This window comes from Companilactobacillus musae (genome assembly GCF_003967595.1).
Lineage (GTDB): Bacteria > Bacillota > Bacilli > Lactobacillales > Lactobacillaceae > Companilactobacillus > Companilactobacillus musae.
The window spans coordinates 484542-508728 of record NZ_BIFW01000001.1; the positions used below are offsets into that span (position 1 = coordinate 484542).

Annotated in this window: 21 protein-coding genes and 1 tRNA gene; 3 read left to right on the top strand and 19 right to left on the bottom strand. The window is 35.2% G+C overall.

The features are described 5' to 3' along the window. Positions 1-212: 212 nt before the first annotated feature. Both LAB100_RS02385 and LAB100_RS02390 read right to left on the bottom strand, forming a co-directional pair. Complete coding sequence (locus LAB100_RS02385) at positions 213-920, bottom strand: hypothetical protein (RefSeq protein WP_119326117.1); 708 nt, start codon at positions 918-920, stop codon at positions 213-215. A 100-nt stretch (positions 921-1020) separates the two neighbouring features. Continuing rightward, positions 1021-1212 (bottom strand): hypothetical protein, encoded by a 192-nt coding sequence (locus tag LAB100_RS02390; protein ID WP_119326116.1) that lies wholly within the window; start codon positions 1210-1212, stop codon positions 1021-1023. Between the two features lie 591 nt (positions 1213-1803). Here LAB100_RS02390 and LAB100_RS02395 point away from each other — a divergent pair. Next, positions 1804-2577 (top strand): potassium channel family protein, encoded by a 774-nt coding sequence (locus tag LAB100_RS02395; RefSeq protein ID WP_119326115.1) that lies wholly within the window; start codon positions 1804-1806, stop codon positions 2575-2577. Positions 2578-3096: 519 nt separating this feature from the next. Next, the gene (locus LAB100_RS02400) at positions 3097-3573 is read left to right on the top strand and encodes a hypothetical protein (protein ID WP_119326114.1); all 477 of its coding nucleotides are present in this window, start codon (positions 3097-3099) and stop codon (positions 3571-3573) included. A gap of 88 nt (positions 3574-3661) precedes the next feature. On the opposite strand, the gene LAB100_RS02405 is transcribed toward LAB100_RS02400, so the two are convergent. The 4 genes from LAB100_RS02405 to LAB100_RS02420 all read right to left on the bottom strand — a co-directional run bounded on the left by LAB100_RS02405 (position 3662) and on the right by LAB100_RS02420 (position 7438). Next, positions 3662-3751: transfer RNA gene (locus LAB100_RS02405), tRNA-Ser, on the bottom strand. A gap of 36 nt (positions 3752-3787) precedes the next feature. Continuing rightward, a complete protein-coding gene (locus tag LAB100_RS02410; RefSeq protein ID WP_119326113.1) occupies positions 3788-4306 on the bottom strand; it encodes an adenine phosphoribosyltransferase in 519 nt (172 codons plus the stop codon). Between the two features lie 21 nt (positions 4307-4327). Then, complete coding sequence (gene recJ, locus LAB100_RS02415; protein ID WP_119326112.1) at positions 4328-6637, bottom strand: single-stranded-DNA-specific exonuclease RecJ; 2310 nt, start codon at positions 6635-6637, stop codon at positions 4328-4330. 141 nt (positions 6638-6778) lie between these two features. Beyond that, entirely contained in the window at positions 6779-7438 is a 660-nt protein-coding gene (locus tag LAB100_RS02420) for a class A sortase (protein WP_119326111.1), read from the bottom strand. 163 nt (positions 7439-7601) lie between these two features. Here LAB100_RS02420 and galE point away from each other — a divergent pair, with 163 nt between their 5' ends. Beyond that, the gene (galE, locus tag LAB100_RS02425; RefSeq protein ID WP_119326110.1) at positions 7602-8591 is read left to right on the top strand and encodes a UDP-glucose 4-epimerase GalE; all 990 of its coding nucleotides are present in this window, start codon (positions 7602-7604) and stop codon (positions 8589-8591) included. Between the two features lie 62 nt (positions 8592-8653). Here the strand turns inward: galE and LAB100_RS02430 are convergent, their stop codons facing one another. From LAB100_RS02430 to rnpM, 13 genes are all read right to left on the bottom strand, one after another. Continuing rightward, positions 8654-9139: an NUDIX hydrolase gene (locus LAB100_RS02430; RefSeq protein WP_119326109.1), complete on the bottom strand. Its 486-nt coding sequence runs from the start codon at positions 9137-9139 to the stop codon at positions 8654-8656. Positions 9140-9217: 78 nt separating this feature from the next. Further along, positions 9218-10528 carry a dihydrolipoyl dehydrogenase family protein gene (locus tag LAB100_RS02435; protein ID WP_119326108.1) on the bottom strand — a complete coding sequence of 437 codons (1311 nt, stop codon included), beginning with the start codon at positions 10526-10528 and terminating at the stop codon, positions 9218-9220. Positions 10529-10594: 66 nt separating this feature from the next. Next, positions 10595-12439 (bottom strand): translation elongation factor 4, encoded by a 1845-nt coding sequence (gene lepA, locus LAB100_RS02440; protein WP_119326107.1) that lies wholly within the window; start codon positions 12437-12439, stop codon positions 10595-10597. A 655-nt stretch (positions 12440-13094) separates the two neighbouring features. After that, positions 13095-14234, bottom strand: coding sequence for a molecular chaperone DnaJ (gene dnaJ, locus LAB100_RS02445; RefSeq protein ID WP_119326106.1), 1140 nt, complete (start codon positions 14232-14234; stop codon positions 13095-13097). Between the two features lie 124 nt (positions 14235-14358). Next, the gene (gene dnaK, locus LAB100_RS02450; protein WP_119326105.1) at positions 14359-16224 is read right to left on the bottom strand and encodes a molecular chaperone DnaK; all 1866 of its coding nucleotides are present in this window, start codon (positions 16222-16224) and stop codon (positions 14359-14361) included. A gap of 42 nt (positions 16225-16266) precedes the next feature. Further along, positions 16267-16833, bottom strand: a complete 567-nt coding sequence (gene grpE / locus LAB100_RS02455) for a nucleotide exchange factor GrpE (RefSeq protein ID WP_119326104.1) — start codon at positions 16831-16833, stop codon at positions 16267-16269. A gap of 16 nt (positions 16834-16849) precedes the next feature. Then, a complete protein-coding gene (gene hrcA / locus LAB100_RS02460) occupies positions 16850-17896 on the bottom strand; it encodes a heat-inducible transcriptional repressor HrcA (protein WP_119326103.1) in 1047 nt (348 codons plus the stop codon). Between the two features lie 240 nt (positions 17897-18136). Further along, the gene (gene ribF, locus LAB100_RS02465) at positions 18137-19072 is read right to left on the bottom strand and encodes a riboflavin biosynthesis protein RibF (protein ID WP_119326102.1); all 936 of its coding nucleotides are present in this window, start codon (positions 19070-19072) and stop codon (positions 18137-18139) included. Between the two features lie 12 nt (positions 19073-19084). Further along, on the bottom strand, positions 19085-19996 hold the full coding sequence (gene truB, locus LAB100_RS02470) for a tRNA pseudouridine(55) synthase TruB (RefSeq protein ID WP_119326101.1): 912 nt from the start codon (positions 19994-19996) through the stop codon (positions 19085-19087). Between the two features lie 103 nt (positions 19997-20099). Next, a complete protein-coding gene (gene rbfA / locus LAB100_RS02475) occupies positions 20100-20459 on the bottom strand; it encodes a 30S ribosome-binding factor RbfA (protein WP_119326100.1) in 360 nt (119 codons plus the stop codon). A 211-nt stretch (positions 20460-20670) separates the two neighbouring features. Then, positions 20671-23565 (bottom strand): translation initiation factor IF-2, encoded by a 2895-nt coding sequence (infB, locus tag LAB100_RS02480; protein ID WP_119326099.1) that lies wholly within the window; start codon positions 23563-23565, stop codon positions 20671-20673. Positions 23566-23578: 13 nt separating this feature from the next. Further along, the gene (locus LAB100_RS02485; protein WP_119326098.1) at positions 23579-23875 is read right to left on the bottom strand and encodes a L7Ae/L30e/S12e/Gadd45 family ribosomal protein; all 297 of its coding nucleotides are present in this window, start codon (positions 23873-23875) and stop codon (positions 23579-23581) included. Then, the gene (gene rnpM, locus LAB100_RS02490) at positions 23875-24183 is read right to left on the bottom strand and encodes an RNase P modulator RnpM (RefSeq protein WP_174233485.1); all 309 of its coding nucleotides are present in this window, start codon (positions 24181-24183) and stop codon (positions 23875-23877) included. The genes LAB100_RS02485 and rnpM overlap by 1 nt, the downstream gene beginning before the upstream one ends. Between the last annotated feature and the right edge of the window lie 4 nt (positions 24184-24187).

The window sequence follows — 24187 nt, forward strand, 5'->3', positions numbered from 1 at the left end:
GTAATTTCTTTGTTGATTTACTAATTGAATATATTTGAGACAATGGCAATGTCAAAAGTAAAATCATCATTACCAAATTCACGGCTAACATGTTCACCTTTAGATCTTCTTGTGTTACGAAGGCTAATACTGAAATCACAAGTTCATATAGAACGATAGACGCCTCCAGGAGTTCATCTAATATTTTACGTATTAACCATTCTCACTCCTATTTACTCTTCCTTCGACATTATTGTGTTGATTTTTTTTGTTATTTTATTAATTTCTTTATTCTGAATATTTGTATAACCTGGATTATTTGGTTGGTATTTATTTCCTTTTTTTATCCAAAACAATACATAAGGATCACTCATAGGATAGAAATTTTTAGGCGTTAATTTATACATATTTTTATAATTTTCCCGCTGTCCTTTACTGACAGTTGAAAAATTCACTACTTGAGTCACGATTTTACTTCCAATCTTAGGTACAGGGAACGCTGGACTGTAAGCATATATCTTGGTATTTGGATCATTAAATCCATAATTTTCCCCATAATAATTTCCTTCAGGGTCAGTATATAAATATTCTACTTTTGTCAATCCACCCCGAAATTCTGTTTTTATTGTGCGGCCTTCTAGTGATTTTCTCCCACTAAGTACCTTGTTCACAAGTATAGTTACTTCAGTGGTAGGTCCTATAACCTTACCTTTCATTTCATTAAAATTAATGACTGTTGCATTTATTACGGTATTCTTTTTAAAAAAAGTGGATTCAGTTAAATTACTATCTTTCAAGCCCTTAACTAACTGTAAGCTAAAATTCAAATGATCGTCCTCTATTGAGTCAGTGATTGAATTCAATCTAGCATAATCTACAGTTGGTACATTTTTGACCTTATTGTTCCATTTCTTTTTATTGGACCTTATTTCAGTCTTCAAAGAGGAGTCCTCTTTTGTACTTGGTAACTTCTGAGATTGTGTTGAGCAGGCTATGATAGGTAATACACAAAAAATTATCATCGAACAAATTATTATTTTTTTAATCATTGTGGATTTCATGATTTATCTCATTTGTCATTAAATTCAATTTATTGACCATTTCTTTTTCACCATTATCATTATTTGAATTTTCAGGTACAACTGAATCAACATAATCATCAGACGTATGGTTTAGTTCTGGATTATTTAGCTCAAAGCTTCGTCCTTCTTGTTTCCAAATAACTTTATCCAATTTCTTACTTCTAGAAGAAACCTTTTGTATGCTCATCATATCACAAAATGTAGCTTTTTTTAAAATTATATTTATGGATGTGTTTTATTTATTGAGAATTGTTAAATTTTGAACGGTACTGTTTTGTTTGACTCAAACTCTACTTCCAATTACTGATTAATAAAGATTTATTAAATATTTCAATATTATTTTCCAACAAAAAATGAATGAATTTTCATAAAGCCTGAACTGAGTTATGAATACGAACGATATAATTACAAGAAAAATTCTAATAATTAACAATATAATAGAAAGAACTTTTAAAAAGTGATTCTTTTTCCTATCTTCAATTTTATTATTCCATAGATAAATTATTAATGTGCACAATGCAAGTGCCAAAAAAACTCCTCAAGCCGTTAAACATAATAGATAATTTTTCGTAATGCAACCCCACTGCTACTACTCTAGCTATAATATGAATGAAGTCTGCTAGATATGGGGAAATAAAATATTCAATATGATCCAGAAAAATAATTCACTTGTAAATGTATCTAATGCAACCGTTAGTGCTATATTACAAATTAGTAAGATTATTTAATAGGGTTGATAAAAATGAAAAAATTTCATAAATTTCTACATTCTGACAGTTATTATGTGGTGATTGTTTTAGCCGGATTAGCATCATTAATAATTCTTGTCTTAAGTTATATTCCTGGCTTTGATGTAGCCCAATCACCATACATTGAAATTGATATCGCTACATTATTAATTTTTGCTTTTGACTATTTTGGCAGACTTTATCTAGCAAAAGATAAATCTAAATTCTTTCGGCATAATATCGTTGATTTATTAGCTATTTTACCTTTTAACACCATTTTTAATGCCTTTCGAGTTTTTCGGATCGTCAATGTGATTCGTTTTGCTAAAATTTTTACTCTAGTTAGATTCATTGGAACCGCTGGTAAGCTACAAAAAAATGCCAAAAAATTTCTCAAAATAAATGGTTTTATCTATCTATTGATTATTTGTGCCATCGTTCTCGTTACAGCTGCCATTACATACTCTTTAGCTGAGAATGTTTCTTTAAGCAATTCATTCTGGTGGGCTATTGTTACCGCGTCCACGGTTGGTTATGGAGATGTCGCCCCCAAAACCTTGGTCGGTCGAATAGCTGCTATCTCTTTGATGATCATTGGGATTGGTTTTATTGGAACTTTAACAAGTACCATTACGAATTATGTAACTAGTGAAAAAAATGTTCAAAATGAAGACAAACTCGATAAAATTTTAAAAAAATTGGATAAATTAGAAAAAGACAACCGTAATTTACGCAAAGAATTACTTGATTTAAAAGATAGTCGTTCTGATAAATCTCACGACAAATAAAATATACTCATTTGCTATAAATATAAAATCTATTAATTGCTATTAATCATGTCAAAAAACGTTTTCATATATATAATTTTAAATACACCTATACTTCTTTGTTACTGTTGTAATATAATTATTTTGTTAGAAGAAACCCAAAATATGCAATAATACGACTAAAATTCTCATTAGTACGATTCTTCTATAGAATAACTCTTCTAACGAAAAAGACACTACTTCCCAGTAGTGCCTTTTTAATTTATTGAAAATAAATATTTCATATTAATATATTAAATCAATTTTTATTATATAATATATTTGCTAGGGATATTTATTTATATATAACCTAGAAAAATCTATTCAATCACACTTATCCCTTTTTACACTATTAGAATCACTCCTTCGAGTGATTCTTTTTTATTAGTAATAATTATTATTTTTAAGTAATCAACCAATAGTTTCCTATATCAACTTCGTGTGGAATATTCTCTTATTTAGCCATTATAATTAGACAAAATAATTAAGGAAATCTAATAAATGATGAAGCTAAAGAACCTATTACTATGTGGTGCCCTAATCGTCTCATTAATATCTAGTATGGAGATCTCTATTCAAGCAGCGGTAGAGAACGAATCTATTACCGCCCCACATAATGAAAGGCTGAAAAAGTCTGCTACAACAACGGAAAAAATCAACCATGCTATTAGTCAGCAACTTTATAATAAGAAAACGTATCTCAGTGGTCATTGGACCTCTTTTATTAGGAAAATCAATTATCTCAAAAATAATCAATTAGAGATTTATGTAACTGATAGTTTTAAGAAAATTTCCGAAAAGAAGCAAACTAAAATAATCAATCTAGTTCAACATCTATCATTAGATCATGTGGAAGAATTAAAAGGACTTAGTACTGTTGACTATCAGGCTGGTCTGCCAACACTTATTTTTTGTAATGGCAAACTTTTAGGTCGATCAGAGTTTTTGAACTATAAGGAATTTGTTTGGAACAAGTAATTTTATTAAATAGGATAAACGTTAAAGACAGAAAAATAACCACAATAGCTAAAAAAGACTATTGTGGTTATTTTGAATTTATTTTAAAAGGAGAGTACAGGATTTGAACCTGCGCGCCTGCTATAAAACAGGTTCGTCGGATTTCGAGTCCGATGCATTACCACTCTGCCAACTCTCCATAGATAAGACTTGAACCATTCAAGTCTATTTTAAATTAATATTGCATCAGAGTAAACATGTCATACCCTTTAATTTTATCACGGCCATGTAAATCTTTTAATTCGATCAAGAAGGCTGTACCAACAACGATACCACCAAGCTTTTCGATCAACTTAATTGTAGCAGCCAAAGTACCACCAGTTGCCATCAAATCATCAACAACCAATACTTTTTGGCCAGGTTTGATAGCATCTTTTTGCATATAAAGCGATGCTTGACCATACTCGAGATCGTATGAAACTGAAACAGTCTCACGAGGTAGTTTACCCTTTTTACGAGCAGGTGCAAAACCAATTCCCATCTTATATGCGACTGGGCATCCGACGATGAAGCCACGTGCTTCAGGTCCTGCAATCATTTCTGCACCACGGCTCTTAGCGTATTCAACAATCTTATCGGTTGCTGCGGCATATGCCTTACCATCAGCCATTAATGGTGAAATATCTCGAAATAGTACACCAGGTTCTGGAAAATCTTGAACATTAGCAACATATTTCTTAAAATCAATATCCATTTTTTAAATTCCCCATTCAACCTAACAATGGCAATCAAAATCACTCATCCAAGACAAGAGATCGTCAAAATTAGATTCAATTAATATTTTTTCAACATCATTGCGTTGTAACCTCTTCAAATAAGTCGGAGATTCAATCAATTCACGTTGTTGTGAAGCATTAGCTTTTTCAACAAAACCATTTACTATTTTAACAAAATTTAACTCAAAAAACACTTTTAAATAAAAATCAACGTCAACTTTTTGCATATTTAGATAATTTGCGACCAAATCCATTCCATCCATGGTGATATTTTGATGAGTATAAAGATACTTTAAAAGCGTCTTCATCTTTGTCATATCAGGTTTCAGATAACGTCCAGTTAAATCTGTGTGGAAGAACAGAGCTGTATGTTGAGTTTTATTTTTTTTGATAAATTCTTTAAATAAATCAATATCATGTGGTCGATCATAAAGTAAAATATTCTCATTTGAGAAATCTTCATCATATCGAGCTAATTTAGCCTCTACATCTGACCTTTTGGCTGCCTCATAATAAGTTTCATTGAAGAAAACGATTTTATCAAAATGATTCATTATCGATGTTGACAGACGTTTATTACGATAATCAAGATAAACTTGTTTCATATCGGCAATCTGTTGTGCTTGTGGTGAAACTTGAAAATCATCTAGCATCAATTGTAGATTCTTTTTACCAGCCCACTCGTTAATACCAATTTCACCATAAACATCACAAACATCAGTATTAGTCTTCTGAGCTTTTTCAAACATTCCAAATCCAATAGCTGCAACTTGACGACTATTGTCAGTAACAATTGTCTTTAAATGACTGGCATCTTTACCAATAGAACGTGATTGTGCTAAGGAAACATTGCTCAACTTGATAACGGGTTTAGGATTTCCCATACCAAAGGGCGCTAATTCATGAATCTGCTTAATCAGATCAAGGTTTAAATCACCAATCTTTAAGTCTAGATCATAATCTTTAACTACCGGTGCTTTAGGATCAAAGTGTTGATTCTCTGGTTCCCCCTGCAATAGCTCAGTCAACTTATCCAATTGTTCTTCTTCAATTGAAAAACCACAAGCCTGTGCATGTCCACCAAAAGCCGTAAATAAATCATGGTACTTATTCAAGGCGGTAAAGAGATTGAATCCCTCCGGACTTCGACCTGACCCTTTCATAACACCACTATTTTCATCAAACTGTGTCGCCAAAACAGGCTTATTTTCTTGATCCATAGCCCGGCTAGCGACAATTCCTAATACTCCTTGATGCCAATCGTTACCTTTCAAAACTAAAATATCATTATCTTTTTGAGCTAAAATTTGACTTTGAGCGTCATTAAAAGCTTCAGAAACTAATTCTTGACGTCTTGAATTGATTTCTTCAGTTTCATCAACGATTTCTTTAGCAAAAGATGCATCCCCAGTTGTCAGCAATTCTACTCCAGAAGAAGCATTTTCCAAGCGACCTAAAGCATTAATACGTGGTGCTAGTTTAAAGGCAATATCTTCTTCACTGATATCTGATAATTTAACTTTGCATTTCTTGAGTAAGGCACTTAGACCTACATGATGATTTTGTTTCATCTGCTTAAGTCCCTCAGTAACAATAACTCGATTCTCACCTTTTAAAGCCACAGAATCGGCTACAGTGCCAATTGCGGCTAAATCAATCAATTCCATTGCCTCATCACCTAATAAGGCGTCAGCAATCTTAAAGGCCACACCGGCACCAGATAAATACGGACAAATATATTCTGAACCAGGAATACTTGGATGAACAATAGCGTCAGCTTCAGGTAATTCTGCTGGCAAATCATGGTGATCAGTAACGATAACTTTGATACCACGATCCTTCATGTACTTGATTTGTTCCTTACCGCTAACCCCATTATCAACAGTAATTAATAAATCAATTCCTTGATCGGCCAAAAATTTATATCGATCTAGATTAGGACCATAGCCATCTTTAAAACGATCAGGAATATAAAAAATTGGTTTATTACCAAGTTTTTGGAGAGTTAATTTCATAATTGATGTACTTGTAACACCATCAGCATCATAGTCACCATAAATAGCAATTTTAGCCTCTGACTCTACCGCCTGATCAATTATTTCTAACGCTTTATCCATATCGTGCAAACCAAATGGATCTTGTAATTCAGTTGCATCACTATGCAAAAACGTTTCAATTTCAGTAGTATCGGTTAAATCTCTTTCAAGCAACAATTCCGCTACTGTCGGAGTAACATGTTTTTCTTCAGAAAATTTTTGTATTTCTTCTTGTGTGGGATTCTTACGCTTTTCCCAATTTATTAATGTCAATCCATCACCTACTAACAATTAGTTAATTATATCAATTATCAAGCGCAAAAAAAAAGCCTTGAAAAATTATTCTTGGTTTTTGAGGGGAAGGATTTCGTCCTCCACAATGAAAAATTGATTTCAAAGCTTTTTAAGGAATCATTAAGAAAAGACTGCTAGAGTACTTTTATTGGCTGGTCGACTACTTACTAATGAACCTTGTAGAGCCCAGCGATTAGTACCACCATCAGCACAAGTTATCAATGTCAAAATACTCTGATTCTTAACATCATCTAATAAATAGACAGCTGTTGGTGGAACGATTTTTTTATAGTAGATTTTGTAAGTATAAACACGCTTCATATCAGTAATATAAGCTAAATCACCAATTTGAGCATTCTCTAATGGTGAGAACAATGCCCCTTTATTAGTCATATAATGACCAGCCAAAGCATAGTTCGACTTACCCATTTGTTCATTTTCTTTCATTGTGCCACCACCAGTTGAAAGAGCGTTGTCACTTAATCCAACGACAATTGGCAAATGTAAGTTAACTGAAGGTACTGCCATCTTACCGATTACAGCAGCATCATTATTAACTGCCGCTTTAGCTACCTGAGAAGCTGAAATAGGTTTTACTTTATTAAAATCAAATTGTCCTTTCTTCTTGGCGTTATCGCTAGCCTTTTTGGCTGTTAAAGTAGTCAAATTTTGCTGCGATATCCGCTTTACCGCATATTCCTTAATCGGTTGATTAAAAATCAAGACCAATGCGATAAGAAGTAGAAGGACAGTTCCAAAAATTGAAAAGAATTTTTTCATTATTTTCATTCCGTTCCAATGAATTTACATTATAAGTTAATACTAAAACATCTGCAGATAAAAGTTAAGTTTTTAATTTATTGCAATGTTTACTAAGTTTACTAAATTCTATAACCTACAAGTAAGCTATAATAGAATCATAAATGAATCTGGAGGTAATTTTATGAGTATTCTTGTTTTAGGTGGTGCCGGTTATATCGGTTCACACACAGTCGATCACTTATGTGAACTAGGTTACGACGTCATTGTAGCAGACAATCTATCCACAGGTCACGTGCAAGCTATCAATCAAAAAGCCAAATTCTACCAAGGCGATGTTCGTGATAAAGAATTTTTGATTAAATTATTCCAAAATGAAAAAATCACTGATGTTATTCATTTTGCGGCCTTCTCAATCGTCCCTGAATCAATGAAAGATCCTCTTAAGTATTTCGATAACAATACTAGCGGTATGATCTCATTGCTTCAAGTAATGCATAATTTTGGTGTTAAGCATATCGTCTTTTCATCAACTGCTGCAACTTATGGCGAGCCTAAACAGATTCCAATCAAGGAAACTGATCCAACTGTTCCTACTAACCCCTATGGTGAGAGTAAACTTGCTATGGAAAAAATCATGCACTGGTGTGATGTCGCTTATGGCATTAAGTTCGTAGCTTTAAGATACTTTAATGTCGGTGGTGCTAAACCAGATGGTTCAATTGGTGAAGATCACAATCCTGAAACTCATTTGATTCCGGTTGTCTTACAAGTTGCCGCTGGACAACGTGATGAATTGACAATTTTCGGTGACGATTATGATACCAAAGATGGTACTAACGTCCGTGATTACGTTCACGTTGAGGATTTAGCTGAAGCTCATCGTCTGGCCATGGAATACCTTCGTGCAGGACATGATAGTGATGTCTTTAACCTTGGTTCTTCAGATGGATTCTCTAACAAAGAAATTTTGGAAGCGGCTAGAAAAGCTACTGGTAAAGAAATTCCTGCCAAGATTGGTCCTAGACGTGCCGGCGATCCAAGCACTTTGATTGCCGACTCAACTAAGGCCAGAACAATTTTGAAATGGCAGCCAAAATATGATGATGTTGAAAAAGTTATTAGTGATGCTTGGAACTTCAAAGCTAAACATCTAAATGGTTATGAAGATTAATCTTCTTTTAAGGTCTTAATGATTTTATAGTCATTAAGACCTTTTTTATGTAGATATAAAATTCAAAGTACATCCCATTTATTCAAAGAAATATCTTTAGTTTCAAAAACTCCACTAACAATATATTTCTTGGCCAATAATACTAATGGGGAACTATTATTTATATTTAAATTATTTAAATCAATAAATCCACTTCCTAAAGAATCTTGTCCTACAAATTGAGATACCATACTTTGGGAATTACCTTCATAATTTTTCACAAGATAAAATACACATATATGCTCATTCCATGTATATCTTTGATACTTCCATGGATATCTAAAAGCAACTGTACCTAATTGTAAAAAGTCTTTTATTTTAATCCCAGTTTCTTCTAATATTTCCCGTCGAACAGCTGCACTTAACCCTTCGCCTTGATCCAAACTTCCTCCTGGTAAATCATACCTATTAATATAAGGACCACCATTTTTTTCAATTACTAATAGTTTTTTATCTTTTTCGATAATTCCATATACACCAAAAGCTGTATGAAAAGTTTTATTAGCCATGATTTTTCTTCCTACTTGCTACAAAAGATACCTCTAAAGTCATATAAGCTTTAGAGGTATCTTTTGCAATATTATTCTCTATATCAAATATTCTAAATCGCTAGCAGCTGTTGGATAAGCCATAATTTCTTTAATTACATCGGCGTGGGTCATATGACGCTTAATAGCCATCGTCAACAAATTGATCATACTATCAGCTTCGTTACTTAATAAAGTTGCACCAATGATTTCATCTTTTTTATTCAAGACAATTCTTACTTTTGCTTTGGGTTCATTAGTGTGACTATACGTAAACCAACTAGTTACATCTTGATCTACAACCTTATCACTTTCTTGAACACCTACTTTGGCTAATTTAGGACTGCCATAAATAACCGTTGGAATCAAAGGTAAATCTAAATCATCATTAGCTTTACCTGTTATAAGGTCACTAACATAGTTGGCCTCAAAGCCACCAACCGGTGTAAGTTTAGGTTGCTTTGTTGCGACAACATCCCCAATGGCATAAATATTTTCATTAGTGGTTTGCAACTTATTATTAACCACAATACCATGGCGAGAATAATCAACTTTAGCTTTTTCCAAGTCCAGAAAATCGTCATTAGGAATTCGACCGGTTGCACCAATAACTAGATCAGTTTTCAATTCAAAACTATCAGCTTTAAGAAAGTATTGACCATTAGTTTGTTGAATAATTGCTTGAGTATCAACATTGAAGTTGAAATCAATCCCTTTTTCTTCTAACTGTTTGACCAATTCCATAGCATAACTTTGATTGAATTCTTTCAATGGACGGTCATTATGATGAATAATATGAACTTTTGCTCCAGTGGCATTAGCAATCGTTGCCAACTCAAAGGCAATATAACCGGCGCCAATAATCGTGATATCCTCAGGCATCTTTTTTAAGGATAAGAAATCAGTACTAGAAAGTAAGTGTTCTTTTCCTTCAATATTCAAATAACTTGGGCGTTGTCCCGTTGCTATAATAAATTTATCTGCTTGATAGTGATCTTGTCCATTAACAACGAGTTCTCCTTCAGATATGAACTTAGGTTGACCGTCAATTGCTGTAATACCAGCTTTAACAACTCCATCACGACTACCTTTAGATACTGGATCAGTAAATTTCTCTTTAAACGTTTCTAACTGTTTCCAATTAACAAAAGGAACTTCATCAAATCCCTTACCCTGTAATTGAGCTATGCGATCTCTAGCTTCAACTCCACTTAAGAATACCTTTTTGGGATCACAGCCACGATTAGGACAAGTTCCTCCCCAAAGATTATTTTCAATAACAGCAACCTTTTGACCGTTACTCTTGAGGTCATAGGCCGCTGCCAATCCGGCTGGACCGGCACCAATAATGATCGTATCGAATTTTTCCATATGAATCCCTCCAAAATAAAAAGCACTTATAAAGTAACTACTAGTTACATTATAAGCACTTATCTATTATTTACTGTCTTCTTTGCCTCGGTTAAGGTCAAGAACTGACATGAAGGCTTCTTGCGGTACAGATACCTTACCAACTTCCTTCATACGTTTCTTACCTGCCTTTTGCTTGTTCAACAACTTATCACGTCGAGTTCTATCACCACCATATAACTTAGCAGTAACATCCTTACGATAAGCTTTAACATTAGAACGAGCGACAATCTTATTACCAATAGCAGCTTGAATTGGAATTTCAAACATTTGTCTAGGAATAACTTCCTTCAAACGAGCCACAATATCACGACCACGTTTTTGAGCAAAATCTTTATGAACGATAAAGCTTAAGGCATCAACTGGTTCGCCATTAAGCAAAATATCCATCTTAACCAATTCACTTGGTTCATAATCATCAACATCATAATCAAGTGATGCATAGCCCTTAGTATTAGATTTCAAATCATCAAAGAAATCAAAAATAATCTCAAGCAATGGCAACTTATAAACCACATTTACTCGATATTTATCTAGATAATCCATAGTTACGAATTCACCACGTTTACGCTGGCACAATTCCATTACCGGACCAACAAAATCTTCAGGGACCATAATTTCAGCCCTAACAAATGGTTCACGAATTTCTTTGATATCAGTAGCATCTGGCAATTCAGCCGGATTATCAACGATGATTTCCTCACCGTCAGTTTTAGTAACATGATAATCAACTGATGGCGAGGTTGTGATCAAATCAAGGTCAAAATCACGTTCCAAACGTTCTTGGACAACATCCATATGCAATAATCCTAAGAAGCCTACACGGAATCCAAATCCTAAAGCTTGCGAAGTTTCAGGTTCATATTCCAAAGCCGCATCGTTTAGTTGTAACTTATCTAAAGCTTCGTGTAGGTCTTCATATCTAGCATTATCAACTGGATAAAGACCAGCATAGACCATTGGTGTACTCTTACGATAACCCGTCAAAGCTTCATCTGTTGGGTTATTTGCTAAAGTAACCGTATCACCAACTTGAGTATCCTTAACTGTCTTAATAGCTGCGGTGATATAACCTACATCCCCAGCCATTAAATAATCACGTTTAACCGCTTTAGGGGACATTACACCAACTTCTGTAACTTCAAAGGTCTTCTTATTACTCATTAATTCAATCGTGTCTCCGACCTTTACAACGCCTTCTCGAACACGTACATCAAGAACAACTCCACGATAACTGTCGTAAACAGAATCAAAGATCAAAGCCTTAAGAGGTTTATCTAAATCGCCTTCAGGTGCTGGAACATCAGAAACGATTCTTTCCAATAATTCATCAACACCAATACCAGTTTTAGCACTCATTAAAACAGATGATTCCGCATCAATTCCGATGGTTTCTTCAATTTCTTCTTTGACTTTATCTGGTTCAGCTGATGGTAAATCAATTTTATTAATGACCGGAACGATTTCCAAATCATTATCAATTGCCAAATAAGCATTAGCCAATGTCTGAGCTTCAACACCTTGAGCAGCATCAACTACCAACAAAGCTCCCTCACAAGCAGCTAGAGAACGTGAAACTTCATAGGAGAAGTCCACATGTCCTGGAGTATCGATTAGATGGAAAATATAAGTTTTGCCATCTCTAGCTTCATATTCAAGTTCTACCGCGTTTAACTTAATAGTAATTCCACGCTCACGTTCCAAGTCCATATCATCTAAGATTTGAGCTTTCATCTCACGTTTTGAAACAGTCTTAGTTCTTTCCAAAATTCGATCAGCAATCGTTGATTTACCGTGATCGATATGCGCTACGATAGAGAAATTACGAATTCTTTTTTGTCTTTCTTTTAACTTATCGAGATCTAAATCCATAAATTATTCCCTTCTATCAGAAATTTATCATTCTTTCTATTTTACACTATTGTACACTGATGTTCTAGCTAACAAAACTCTATAAGAAATTTAAGATTCTAATTAAATTTCCCGTCCTTCGCAACAAGAAAATTGGGCTGGAACGTAGTGGGCACGACTTGAAGTCTTTTGGCTTTGCCAACAGTCTTCAAGATTGGCCTTATTCTAAGTGACTCCATCACTAAGAATAATTTCACTACTGAGCCCATTTTCTTGTTGCTCCAGATTAATGTCTTGTTTTGTTTACTTGTTACTCTTAAATCTAATTTAATCATAATAGAAAAATATTCAATCACTTTAACTATGTAATCAATCCAACTAGAAATATAATCAGTACTTAACGACTTAAATATATGATTTATTTCCGTTAACAAAAAACTAGATGAAGGGGTCTGGAGAAATCAATATGGACCTCAGCTGTGAAATTGTCCTTGGCAATTTATTGCCTAGAACAAGACCGAGCTTGAAGACAATTACGAACTTCAATTGGCTTCAAATCGTGTCCACAGCGTTCCAGTGTCCATATTGATTTACCCAGGCCCCAGAATCGACAGTGAACCTAAAACAAAAAAATCGTTTCTAACTCCTATTTGAAGTTAAAAACGATTTTTTAAGCTTATTCGCCTTTAAAGGCATCTCTTACTTTATTGAAAAAGTTACTATCTTTTTCTTTAACTTTGTCGCCACCAGCTTCAGCGAATTGTTTCAAAGCACTACGTTGTTCACTAGACAACTTACGAGGTGTAACGATATTAACTGTTACTTTTTCGTCACCGATACTCTTGCTATTTAAAACAGGAGCACCCTTTCCACGTAATCTAAATGTTGTTCCTGTTTGAGTACCACTTGGGATATTCAATTCAACAGGACCATGAACTGTATTAACTTTAATTTTGTCACCCAATGTTGCTTGAGGGAAACTGATGTTTACTGAAGCATAGATAGTTGATCCATCACGTCTGAACTCCTTACTTGGAGCAACGTGAAAGACAATGTACAAATCACCATAAGGTCCACCGTTAGTTCCGGCTTCACCTTGTCCGTCAAGACGCATTTGTTGTCCGTCTTCAACACCGGCAGGAACAGTTACTTTAAGTTCATGCTTTTCATTTACCTTACCTGAACCATGGCAAATATTGCACTTTTCTTTAATTTCTTTACCAGTACCATTGCAGACGTCACAGACAACTCTTGTACGCATACGGCCAAGTGGAGTTTGACGATCGACTTCAACATAACCTGAACCATGACACTTAGAACATGTCTCGGGATGTGTTCCAGGCTTAGCACCAGAACCATCACAAGTTGAACATTCCTCTTCACGATTGTAAGAAATGTTAGTCTTCTTACCGAAAACTCCTTCTTCAAAAGTTAAATCCATTCGATATTGAAGATCGGAACCTTGTCTAGGGGCATTAGGATTTTGACGAGCGGCACCGCCGCCACCAAAGAATTGACTAAAGATGTCTTCAAAACCACCGAACTGATCAGAACCAGCTCCGCCTCCGAAGCCACCAAATCCACCTTGTCCACCATTCATACCAGCAGAACCATATTGATCATATTGTGCACGTTTTTGCGGATCTTTTAAGATTTCGTAGGCTGCATTAACTTCCTTAAACTTTGCTTCAGCATCAGGAGCTTTATTCAAATCGGGATGATACTTCTTTGAAAGTTTACGGAATGCCTTTCTTATATCATCGTCAGAAGCGTTTTTATCAACGCCAAGTACGTCATATGGATTTTTATCTGCCATTAAATCACCTTTATGTAATAGAACAAAATCTTCTATTCCTTTTTAACGCTCAAAAGAGCAGTTATTGTTCTTACTATACCATAATCGGTTTTAGTAATTAAACCACTGCTCTTTATCACAATTATTATTTCTTATCTTTATCAGGATCTACTTCTGAAAAGTCGCCATCAACTGTATTGTCATCGCCTGACTTCTTATCATCAGTTGAGCCTGTACCAGCAGCACCTTTATCGCCACCAGCTTGCTGTTGTGCTTGTTGAGCTTGTTGATAAAGTTTTACAGAAAGATCTTGAACAATCTTGTTCAAATCGTCGCGTTTCTTCTTCATGTCTTCAAGATCACCTGAGTCTTGAGCTTTCTTCAAAGCATCACGAGCATCTTGGGCCTTCTTGATTTCATCGTCAGAAACTTTACCTTTAACGTCTTTTAGAGTCTTGTCTGTTGCAAACAATGTTTGTTCAACGTCATTCTTAACATCGACTTCTTCCTTACGTTTGTTATCTTCCTCTTCGTGTTCTTTAGCTTCCTTCATCATCTTATCAATTTCTTCATCACTCAAACCTGATGAACTCTTGATAGTGATCTTTTGTTCCTTATTTGTTCCCATATCCTTAGCAGAAACATTTACGATACCATTCTTATCAATATCGAATGTAACTTGGATTTGAGGTACACCACGAGGTGCAGCAGGAATATCTGTTAATTGGAAACGACCTAAAGTCTTATTGTCAGCAGCCATTGGACGTTCACCTTGTAGTACGTGAATATCAACAGCACTTTGGTTATCAGCAGCAGTTGAGAATACTTGTGACTTGCTTGTTGGGATAGTTGTATTTCTATCGATCAACTTAGTGAAGACACCACCCATTGTTTCAATACCAAGTGATAGAGGTGTAACATCAAGTAAAACAACGTCCTTAACATCACCAGAGATAACACCACCTTGAATAGCAGCACCAAGAGCAACGGCTTCGTCAGGGTTGATTGAGTGATCTGGAGCTTTGCCAGTCCACTTAGCAACAGCATCTTGAACAGCAGGAATACGTGTTGAACCACCATTTAAGATAACCTTGTCGATATCTGAATTTGTAAGATTTGCATCCTTCAAAGCATTGTCAACAGGGATCTTTGTTCTTTCAACAAGATCTGATGTTAATTCGTCAAACTTAGCACGTGTCAATGTTTCTTCCAAATGAAGAGGACCATTAGCACCTGATGAAATAAATGGAAGACTGATTGATGTTTGAGCAACACCTGATAAGTCCTTCTTAGCTTTTTCAGCAGCATCCTTTAATCTTTGTAGAGCCATCTTGTCTTGACTCAAATCAACGCCATTCTTAGCCTTGAATTGTTCAACTAACCAGTCGATAACCTTTTGATCAAAGTCATCACCACCAAGATGTGTATCACCATTTGTTGAAAGTACTTCGAAGACACCGTCACCTAATTGAAGAACGGAAACATCAAATGTACCACCACCAAGGTCATAAACAAGGACTTTTTCGTCACCCTTATCATTATCTAGACCATAAGCAAGTGCTGAAGCTGTTGGTTCGTTAACGATACGTTGAACGTTTAAACCAGCAATTTTACCAGCATCTTTAGTAGCTTGTCTTTGTGAATCATTGAAATATGCAGGAACTGTGATAACAGCATCTGTAACTTTTTCACCTAAGTAGTCTTCTGAGAACTTCTTGATGTGTTGTAGGATAAATGCTGAAATTTCTTGTGGTGTATATGATTTGCTGGCTACAGTAACCTTGTAACCTGCTTCACCCATGTGACGCTTGATTGATGAAACTGTATCTGGGTTAGTGATTGCTTGACGTTTTGCAACTTCACCAACTTGAATTTCACCATCTTTGAAGGCAACAACTGAAGGAGTTGTTCTTGCGCCTTCTGGGTTTGTAATAATCTTTGGAGAACCGCCTTCAAGAACGGCTACAGCAGAGTTTGTAGTACCTAAATCAATACCAATAACTTTAGACATAAACCTAAACCTCTTTTAATTTTTATTTATTTCTTACTATATTTATTGTGCAACTACGACCATTGCGGGACGAAGCACACGATCTTCTAACTTATAACCTTTTTGAAGAACTTGAACAACCGTATCCTTTTTATGCTTATCATCAGCAGGAACAGTTTGAACAGCTTGACTATCTGCCGGATCAAATTTCTCACCAGCATTATCAATAACTTTCACATGGTTATCGGCAAGCGCTTTAGCCATATGTTGTTGTACCATTTCAATGCCCTTCTTGAGTTGCTTGCTGGCTTCGTCGTCAGCATCAACTGCTAAGGCACGTTCAAGATTATCAATAACTGGAAGAATTTCAGTTGCTAGCTTCTGACCATCATATTTAAGGATATTAGCAACTTCTTTACTATGACGTTTATTCATATTTTGAAGTTCAGCCTGTGTTCTTAAAAGATTGTCCGAAAGTTCATCATTTTTAGCCTTAAGATCTTTGATTTCTTGATCTTTGGGATCAACTTTAGCATCCTTTTTAGCTGATTTTTCATCGGCCTTCTTATCAGTCTTTTGAGCTGCTTCTTTAGCAGTCTTCAAATCTTGATCTTTCTTATTATCTGCCATTACTTCCTCCTAAATTTCAAGAATCATCATACCTTGAATAATAATCAATTAATCTTTTGGCCAATTCAACTCTGAATTCACCAAGCAAACCTATCAACTGTGAATAATGCATTGTCGTTGGTCCTAATAAAGCGATGACACCTTTACCGTGATGGCCAACATCATAATTAGCAGTAATGATACTGTAATTTTTTAATGCATCAGTCCCAAGTTCACTTCCAAGCCGAACTTTAATAGCGTCGTCTGAAATACTTGGATCAATCAGTTTTCTTAAATCAGTACTTTGGTTGATGATCGAGAACAATGATTGAACCTGCGATAAATCATCATTATTAGCATAATTCAACAGATTCAATTGTCCATCAACATAATACTTCTCAGCACCAGCTTTTTTGAAGAGCTGATCCATCATATCCAACAAACCATCTGTCGAATACATATACTCTGAAAGAATTGCTGGTACATCGCTATGTAACATCTTAATAACCTTTGGTAAAGGCTGTCCGACTAATTTATCGTTGACGATGTTTACAATTTTTTCAATTAATGAAGTATCAAAATCATCATCGATTGTATAAATATTATTCTCAACATTATTATCACTTGTGACAATGATTGCCATCAATTGATGTGGATTCAAAGGAACAATTCTAAAACCTGTTAAAAGAACTGAACTGCTCTCTGGTCCTAATGTGATTGCTGTATAACTAGTTAGATGAGATAAAATCTTGGCAGATTGTTCGATAATATCATCAATTTGATGATATGTTTTACCAAAGTCATCGTCAATTCTCTGTGCAATATCTTGCGGTACACTAGTTGGTTGTACCAGATGATCCAGATAATAACGATATCCCATCGCTGAAGGAATTCTACCTGATGAAAGATGGGTTTTCTCAAGATACCCAACTTCTTCAAGTACTGCCATTTCATTTCTGATTGTCGCAGAACTTACATGAAAAGGTAATTCATTCATCAATGTCTTCGAACCAACCGGCTGGCCGGTATCTGTAAATATGCGCACGACTTCTCTCAAGATTGCATCTTGGCGTTGTGATAGCATTTATACCGTCCTCCTTTTTAGCACTATTCATACTTGAGTGCTAACAATGTAAAATATAACAATCTATCCCAATAGTGTCAAGTATGCACGCTCAATTTTCATAATTATTTCGCAAAAATTTTCAAAAAGTAGCATTAATTGAATAGAAACAAGAAAAACCTCTATTAAGAAATTCGAGTATATATTTTTATATACCGTCCTAATAGAGGCTGTTTCTGCTTTTATATAATAAAATACCCATTAATTATTTTGTAAAACTGCAATCGAATTTAATTTATCAAGTTCCAATTGTTTTACTAAGCCATCAGCTCCATCAAACTTAACTTCACCACGTAAATACTTAACCCACTCTAAGGCAACACTTTTGCCATAAATATCAGCATTAAAATCAAAAATATTAGTTTCAATCGTAATTCCAGTATTTTCCTTAAAGGTCACGTTATAACCTACTGAAGTCATTGAATTATACCAAGTTCCGTCAATTTTGATTCTAGTAGCATAAACACCAATCGATGGAATTACTTGATCCCCCTTAGTTATCAAATTGGCTGTTGGATAACCCAAAGTACGACCTCTTTGTAATCCATGAACAACTGTCCCTTGATTCTGATAAGTATATCCTAAAAATTTATTAGCCTCTTCAACCTTATCCTTAATAATAAATTGTTTAATGGCACTAGAACCGATTTTTCGTCCATTAATAACCTGTTCGGGTACAGTAACGACTTCAAATTTTTGATGAGCATACTGAGGCAAAGTTTGCATATTAGCAATATCTTTTTTGCCATAAGTATAGTCAAAACCAGCTACAACATACTTAGCTTTTAAATCGATCATATATTGATCAACAAATTCTTGAGGTTTCAATTGAGCGAATTCTTCAGTAAATTCAACAAAATAAAGTCTATCTACTCCCAAATCTTTAACTAGTTCCGCTTTTCTTTCCATAGTTGAAAGATACTTAAAATCTTTTTCATGTTGATATACCGTCCTAGGAGAACGATCAAAGGTCAACAAGGCCGACTGTAAGTTATGTTTCTTAGCTAACTCTACTCCAGTCCTTATAACCTTTTGATGACCAAGATGTACACCATCAAAGAACCCCATAATCAAGACTGTGTCTTCAATGGGAACCTGTTCTGCCTGTAACGGATGTTTCACTTTAATAATCTGCATGTTCAATCTCTTCTACTTATTATTTAATAACATTAAATCTGGAATCCACATATCTCTTACTTTATCATACTTGTAAAGCGCTTTCGTTACTCCATCTCTTTGGACACGCAATTTATCTTCTTTATCAGAATCAATTTCAGGCTCCAGAAAACCACCATGGGAGACCCGAACTTCCCACTCTTCATCAGTTAATTCGTGTTTAGGAACATCGGTTAAAACATCGTCAATTGATCTCAAAAAGCTGTAATCATTATTATCCATCATTTGCTCAATTTGACCGTAAGTAAAGGTCTCTTCAATTGGAAAACCAGCACTCTTAACTCGCGTCAATTGCGACATATAGGCTGGCATTCCAAGTAACTTTCCAAACTCCACAGCTAAAGTCCTAACGTAAGTACCCTTAGAACATTTAACATGAAATTTTATAACTTGATAGCCAGTCTTAATATCAAAAATTGGTTCCCCCATAATATGAAAATCATAAATATGAATGTGACGTTCAGGACGTTCAACTTCAATTCCTGCACGAGCATATTCATAAAGTTTTTTACCATTAACCTTTACAGCAGAAAACATCGGTGGAATTTGGGTTAAATCACCTGTCATTTTATTAAAAGTATCTTTTAGATCATCTTCTGAAAATGGATTAATCAACTTCTTCTCTTCAACAGTTTCACCTTCACGATCCTCAGTCGTAGTAGATCTTCCTAAAGTGATTTCACCCTCATATTCTTTGGGTGAGCCAGTCAAAGTACTTACTAATTTAGTAGCCTGACCAACACAAATTGGTAAAACACCGTTGACCAACGGATCCAAAGTTCCAGTATGACCAATCTTTTTGGTATGTAATAATTTTCTTAACTTATAAACATAATCAGAACTTGTCTGACCAATTTCTTTATTTAATGGAATTACTCCGTCCATAATAATCTCCGTATCATTAATAATATCATTATAATTTTACTAGCATTCCAAACAAAAAGGTAGGCAAACCGAAATCGATTTACCTACCCTTTGCAAATACTTTTTAACGATTAGCTTCGTCTTGATGCAATTTAGCAATCAATTTATCGATCTTTTCACCATAACGAATGGATTGATCTTGCTTGAATTCTAGTTCTGGAACTTTATACAAAGTTAATTTTTGACCAAGTTCACGTCTGATCAAACCCTTAGCTTTATCTAAACCAGCTTGAGTCTTTTCTACATCACTAGCCTTTTCAGACAAAATACTGTAATAAATAGTTGCTTCTTGCAAATCACCAGTCATTTCGACACCAGTTACTGTAACGCCTTGAACTCTAGGATCACGAACACGTTTAAGAAGAATATCATTAACTTCTTTTTGAACTTCTTGTTCAACTCGACCTATACGATGCTTTACCATAGTTATCCTCCTACACTTTAAATCATTATTTAATAAATCTTTTTATTAACAGCCTCAATTAGCCATCATTACTTTTATTCATCACTGCTTGATTATATCACAGAAATAGTTGAAACCCTTTATGGTACATACGGTTTTTAAATTATAATTCCAAAAAAATAAAGTCAAAATGTTATAAAACATCCCGACTTTATTTTTTAATTTACATCAATTATTTAACAGGAACTTCTTCCATTACGTAAGCTTCAATTTCGTCGCCAATCTTAATATCGTTATAGTTTTCGATTGTGACACCACATTCGAATCCTGAACCGACTTCCTTGACGTCATCTTTGAATCGTTTAAGTGAAGCAAGTTTACCTTCCATGACAACAATGCCATCTCTGATAAGTCTTACGCCACTCTCACGTTGAATCTTACCACTATTTACATAACAACCAGCGATTGTACCAATCTTAGAAACATTGTATGTTTCACGAACTGTCAAGTTACCAATAACTTTTTCTTGGTAAACTGGTTCGAGCATACCCTTCATGGCTGCTTCGATTTCGTCAATAGCCTTGTAAATAACTCTGTGAAGACGAATATCAACATTTTCATCCTTAGCTTGAATCTTAGCTTGGGCTGTTGGACGAACATTAAATCCAATGATGATTGCATTACTTGCAGCAGCAAGGTTAACATCACTTTCAGTAATAGCACCAACAGCAGAATGAATGATATTGACACGAACGCCTTCAACCTCGATCTTCTTCAAACTTCCGGCAATGGCTTCAGCAGAACCTTGAACATCGGCTTTAATAATAACGTCGACTTGTTTAAGTTCTCCTTCTTTCATTGTCTCAAATAAGTTATCAAGTGTAACAGGGTTAGTGTTTTGACGTTCCTTTTGAAGGGCACGACTAGCACGTTCCTCACCAGCTGCACGAGCAGTCTTCTCATCATCAAAGACAACAAACTTATCGGCAGATTCTGGAACATCATTCAAACCAGTAACTTCGACTGGTTCTGAAGGTGTTGCCTTAGCGATATCTTTACCATTATAGTTTGTCATAGTTCTGACACGACCAAAGGTATTACCAACAACGATTGGATCACCGACATGTAGTGTACCTTGTTGTACCAATAGTGATGCAACTGGTCCACGACCTTTGTCCAACTTAGCTTCAATAACTGTACCAATAGCCTTTTGTTCAGGATTTGCTTTCAATTCCAAAACATCAGCTTCTAGTAAGATCATTTCTAGCAATTCGTCGATATTTGTTCCCATCTTAGCAGAAATATCAACAAAGATAGTATCTCCACCGTAACTTTCAGGAACAAGGTCATACTTCATAAGTTCTTCAGTAACGTGTTGAGGGTTAGCACCCGGCTTATCGATCTTATTGATAGCTACGATGATAGGGTCATTTGCGGCCTTAGCATGGTTAATGGCTTCAATAGTCTGTGGCATAACACCATCGTCAGCTGCAACAACTAGAATAACGATATCAGTAATATCAGCACCACGAGCACGCATATTTGTAAAGGCAGCATGTCCTGGAGTATCCAAGAATGTAATTAATCTATCCTTTAGACGTACTTGATAAGCACCAATATGTTGTGTGATACCACCGGCTTCGCCAGCAGTAACGTGTGTATGTCTCAAGTGATCAAGCAAGGTTGTCTTACCATGATCAACGTGTCCCATGATAGTTACAACTGGTGGACGTGTAACAAGGTTCTCAGTTGTATTAACTTCAGCATCGAAGTACTTGTCGATATCGGCAACATCTTCTTGTACCTTTTCTTCAGCCTTAATACCATAATCTTCAGCTAACAATTCAATGGTATCTTTATCCAATGATTTGTTTTGGTTAATCATAATACCAAGCATGAACAACTTCTTAACAATTTCAGCTGGTTCTCTATGAATCAACTTACCAATATCTTGAGCATTCATACCAACTGAATATACCAATGTTTCTGGCAATGGACGATCTTTTCTTTGTGGCATTGGCTTCTTAGGTTCGGTACGTTGACGTTGTTGACGCTTGCGTTCCTTCTTCTTCTTACGACTACCAAATGGATTAGCAAGATTTTGTCTGTGGCCAAAGTCACGATTATTGTTAGTTGGTTTTGCCTTCTTGTATTCTGGCTTTGGAACATTAACATTTGCTACAGTTGACTTTGGTGTTTCCTTAGCCTTTGCTGCAGTTGTGTTATTGCTTGGTCTTCTGTTTTGTTGACCATTACGATTGTTGTTACTATTATTGCTATTACGGTTATTAGTATTATGGTTGTTGTTATTGTTTCTGTTATAGCGATTTTGACCTTCGCCATTGTTAGGACGGTGATTGTTCTTATGAGCATTATCACTATTGTTGTGATTATTATTAGGACGACTATTATTATTTCTAGTTGGATGACTAGGAATACGACTTGCATCTGCAATATTTGTCTTAAATTGTTCTAGATACTTGTTACCAGCACTTTGTCTTGGACGTGGTGCTTGACCTTGTACAGTAGAACGATCACGTCTGTTATTGTTGTTGCGATTACGATTGTCACGACTTTGTGAATTACGGTTTTGAGCATTACGATTATTAGGATTGCTTCTATTATCGTTGCTACGGTTACGGTTATCACGTGATTGTGAGTTACGATTATCGTTTCTATTGTTACTATTGCTATTGTTATTGGCAGTATTATTGCCAGTACTTGAGCGATGGTAGTTACTGTTGCCATTATTGCTGTTTGGACGATTACTGTTGGATGTGTGATTGTTGTTACGATGGTCAAAATGACCCTTACCCTTATTAGCATCTCTTCTTACAGCAGTAATCTTGATCTTAGTTTTATGATCACCTGAATTATGATTACTACCTTCGCGCTTGTCATCTGTCTTAGGTGCAGACTTATGTTGTGGTGCTGGTTTAGCAGCTGGCTTAGCACTAGTAGCTGGTTTACCACCCTTTAAGTTACCCACAATTTTCTTTTCTGCAGTTTCATCTACTGATGACATATGGTTCTTAACATCAATGCCTAATTTGGCAGCGGCATCGAGTACTACTTGATTCTCAACACTATTTTCTTTTGCAATAGTATAAATTCTTTTTTTGACCATCCTATCACTCTCCTTAATTGTCCATAAATTCTTTTAACCTTTTAGCAAATCCGAGATCTGTTATTCCCATAACTTTTCTGTCTTTTCCAATAGCCATTTTTAATTCATCGCTACTTATTGTATCTACCACAGGTACATTATAATAACTTGCCTTATTGTGCAAATCTTTTTTTGTCCGGTCACTACAATCTGAAGCCATGATTACTAATTTAACTTCGCCACTACGAACTCCATTAATAGTTAATTCGGTCCCACTAATAATCTTTCTGGCTCTGACTGCTAAACCTAAAAAATTTAAAAATTCATTCATTAATGTTTCTTCCCAAGATCTCCAAAAAGATCCATTCTGGCTCTTTGGTGATCAACAAAGTCAAATAGTTCATCATAAAAGTCTGCCGGAACTGCATGAGAAAATACCTTTTCCAACGACTTCTTTGATTTTGCTTCTTTAACGGCTGCTGGATCTAGACCCACATAAGCACCACGGCCAGGTTTCTTTCCGGTAGGATCAATTGAAATATTGCCTTCTTTATCTTTGACAATTCTTACCATTTCTCTTTTGGGATACATCTTATCTGTCAAAATATCTTTACGCATGGGTATCTTACGAGTTGCCAAATCC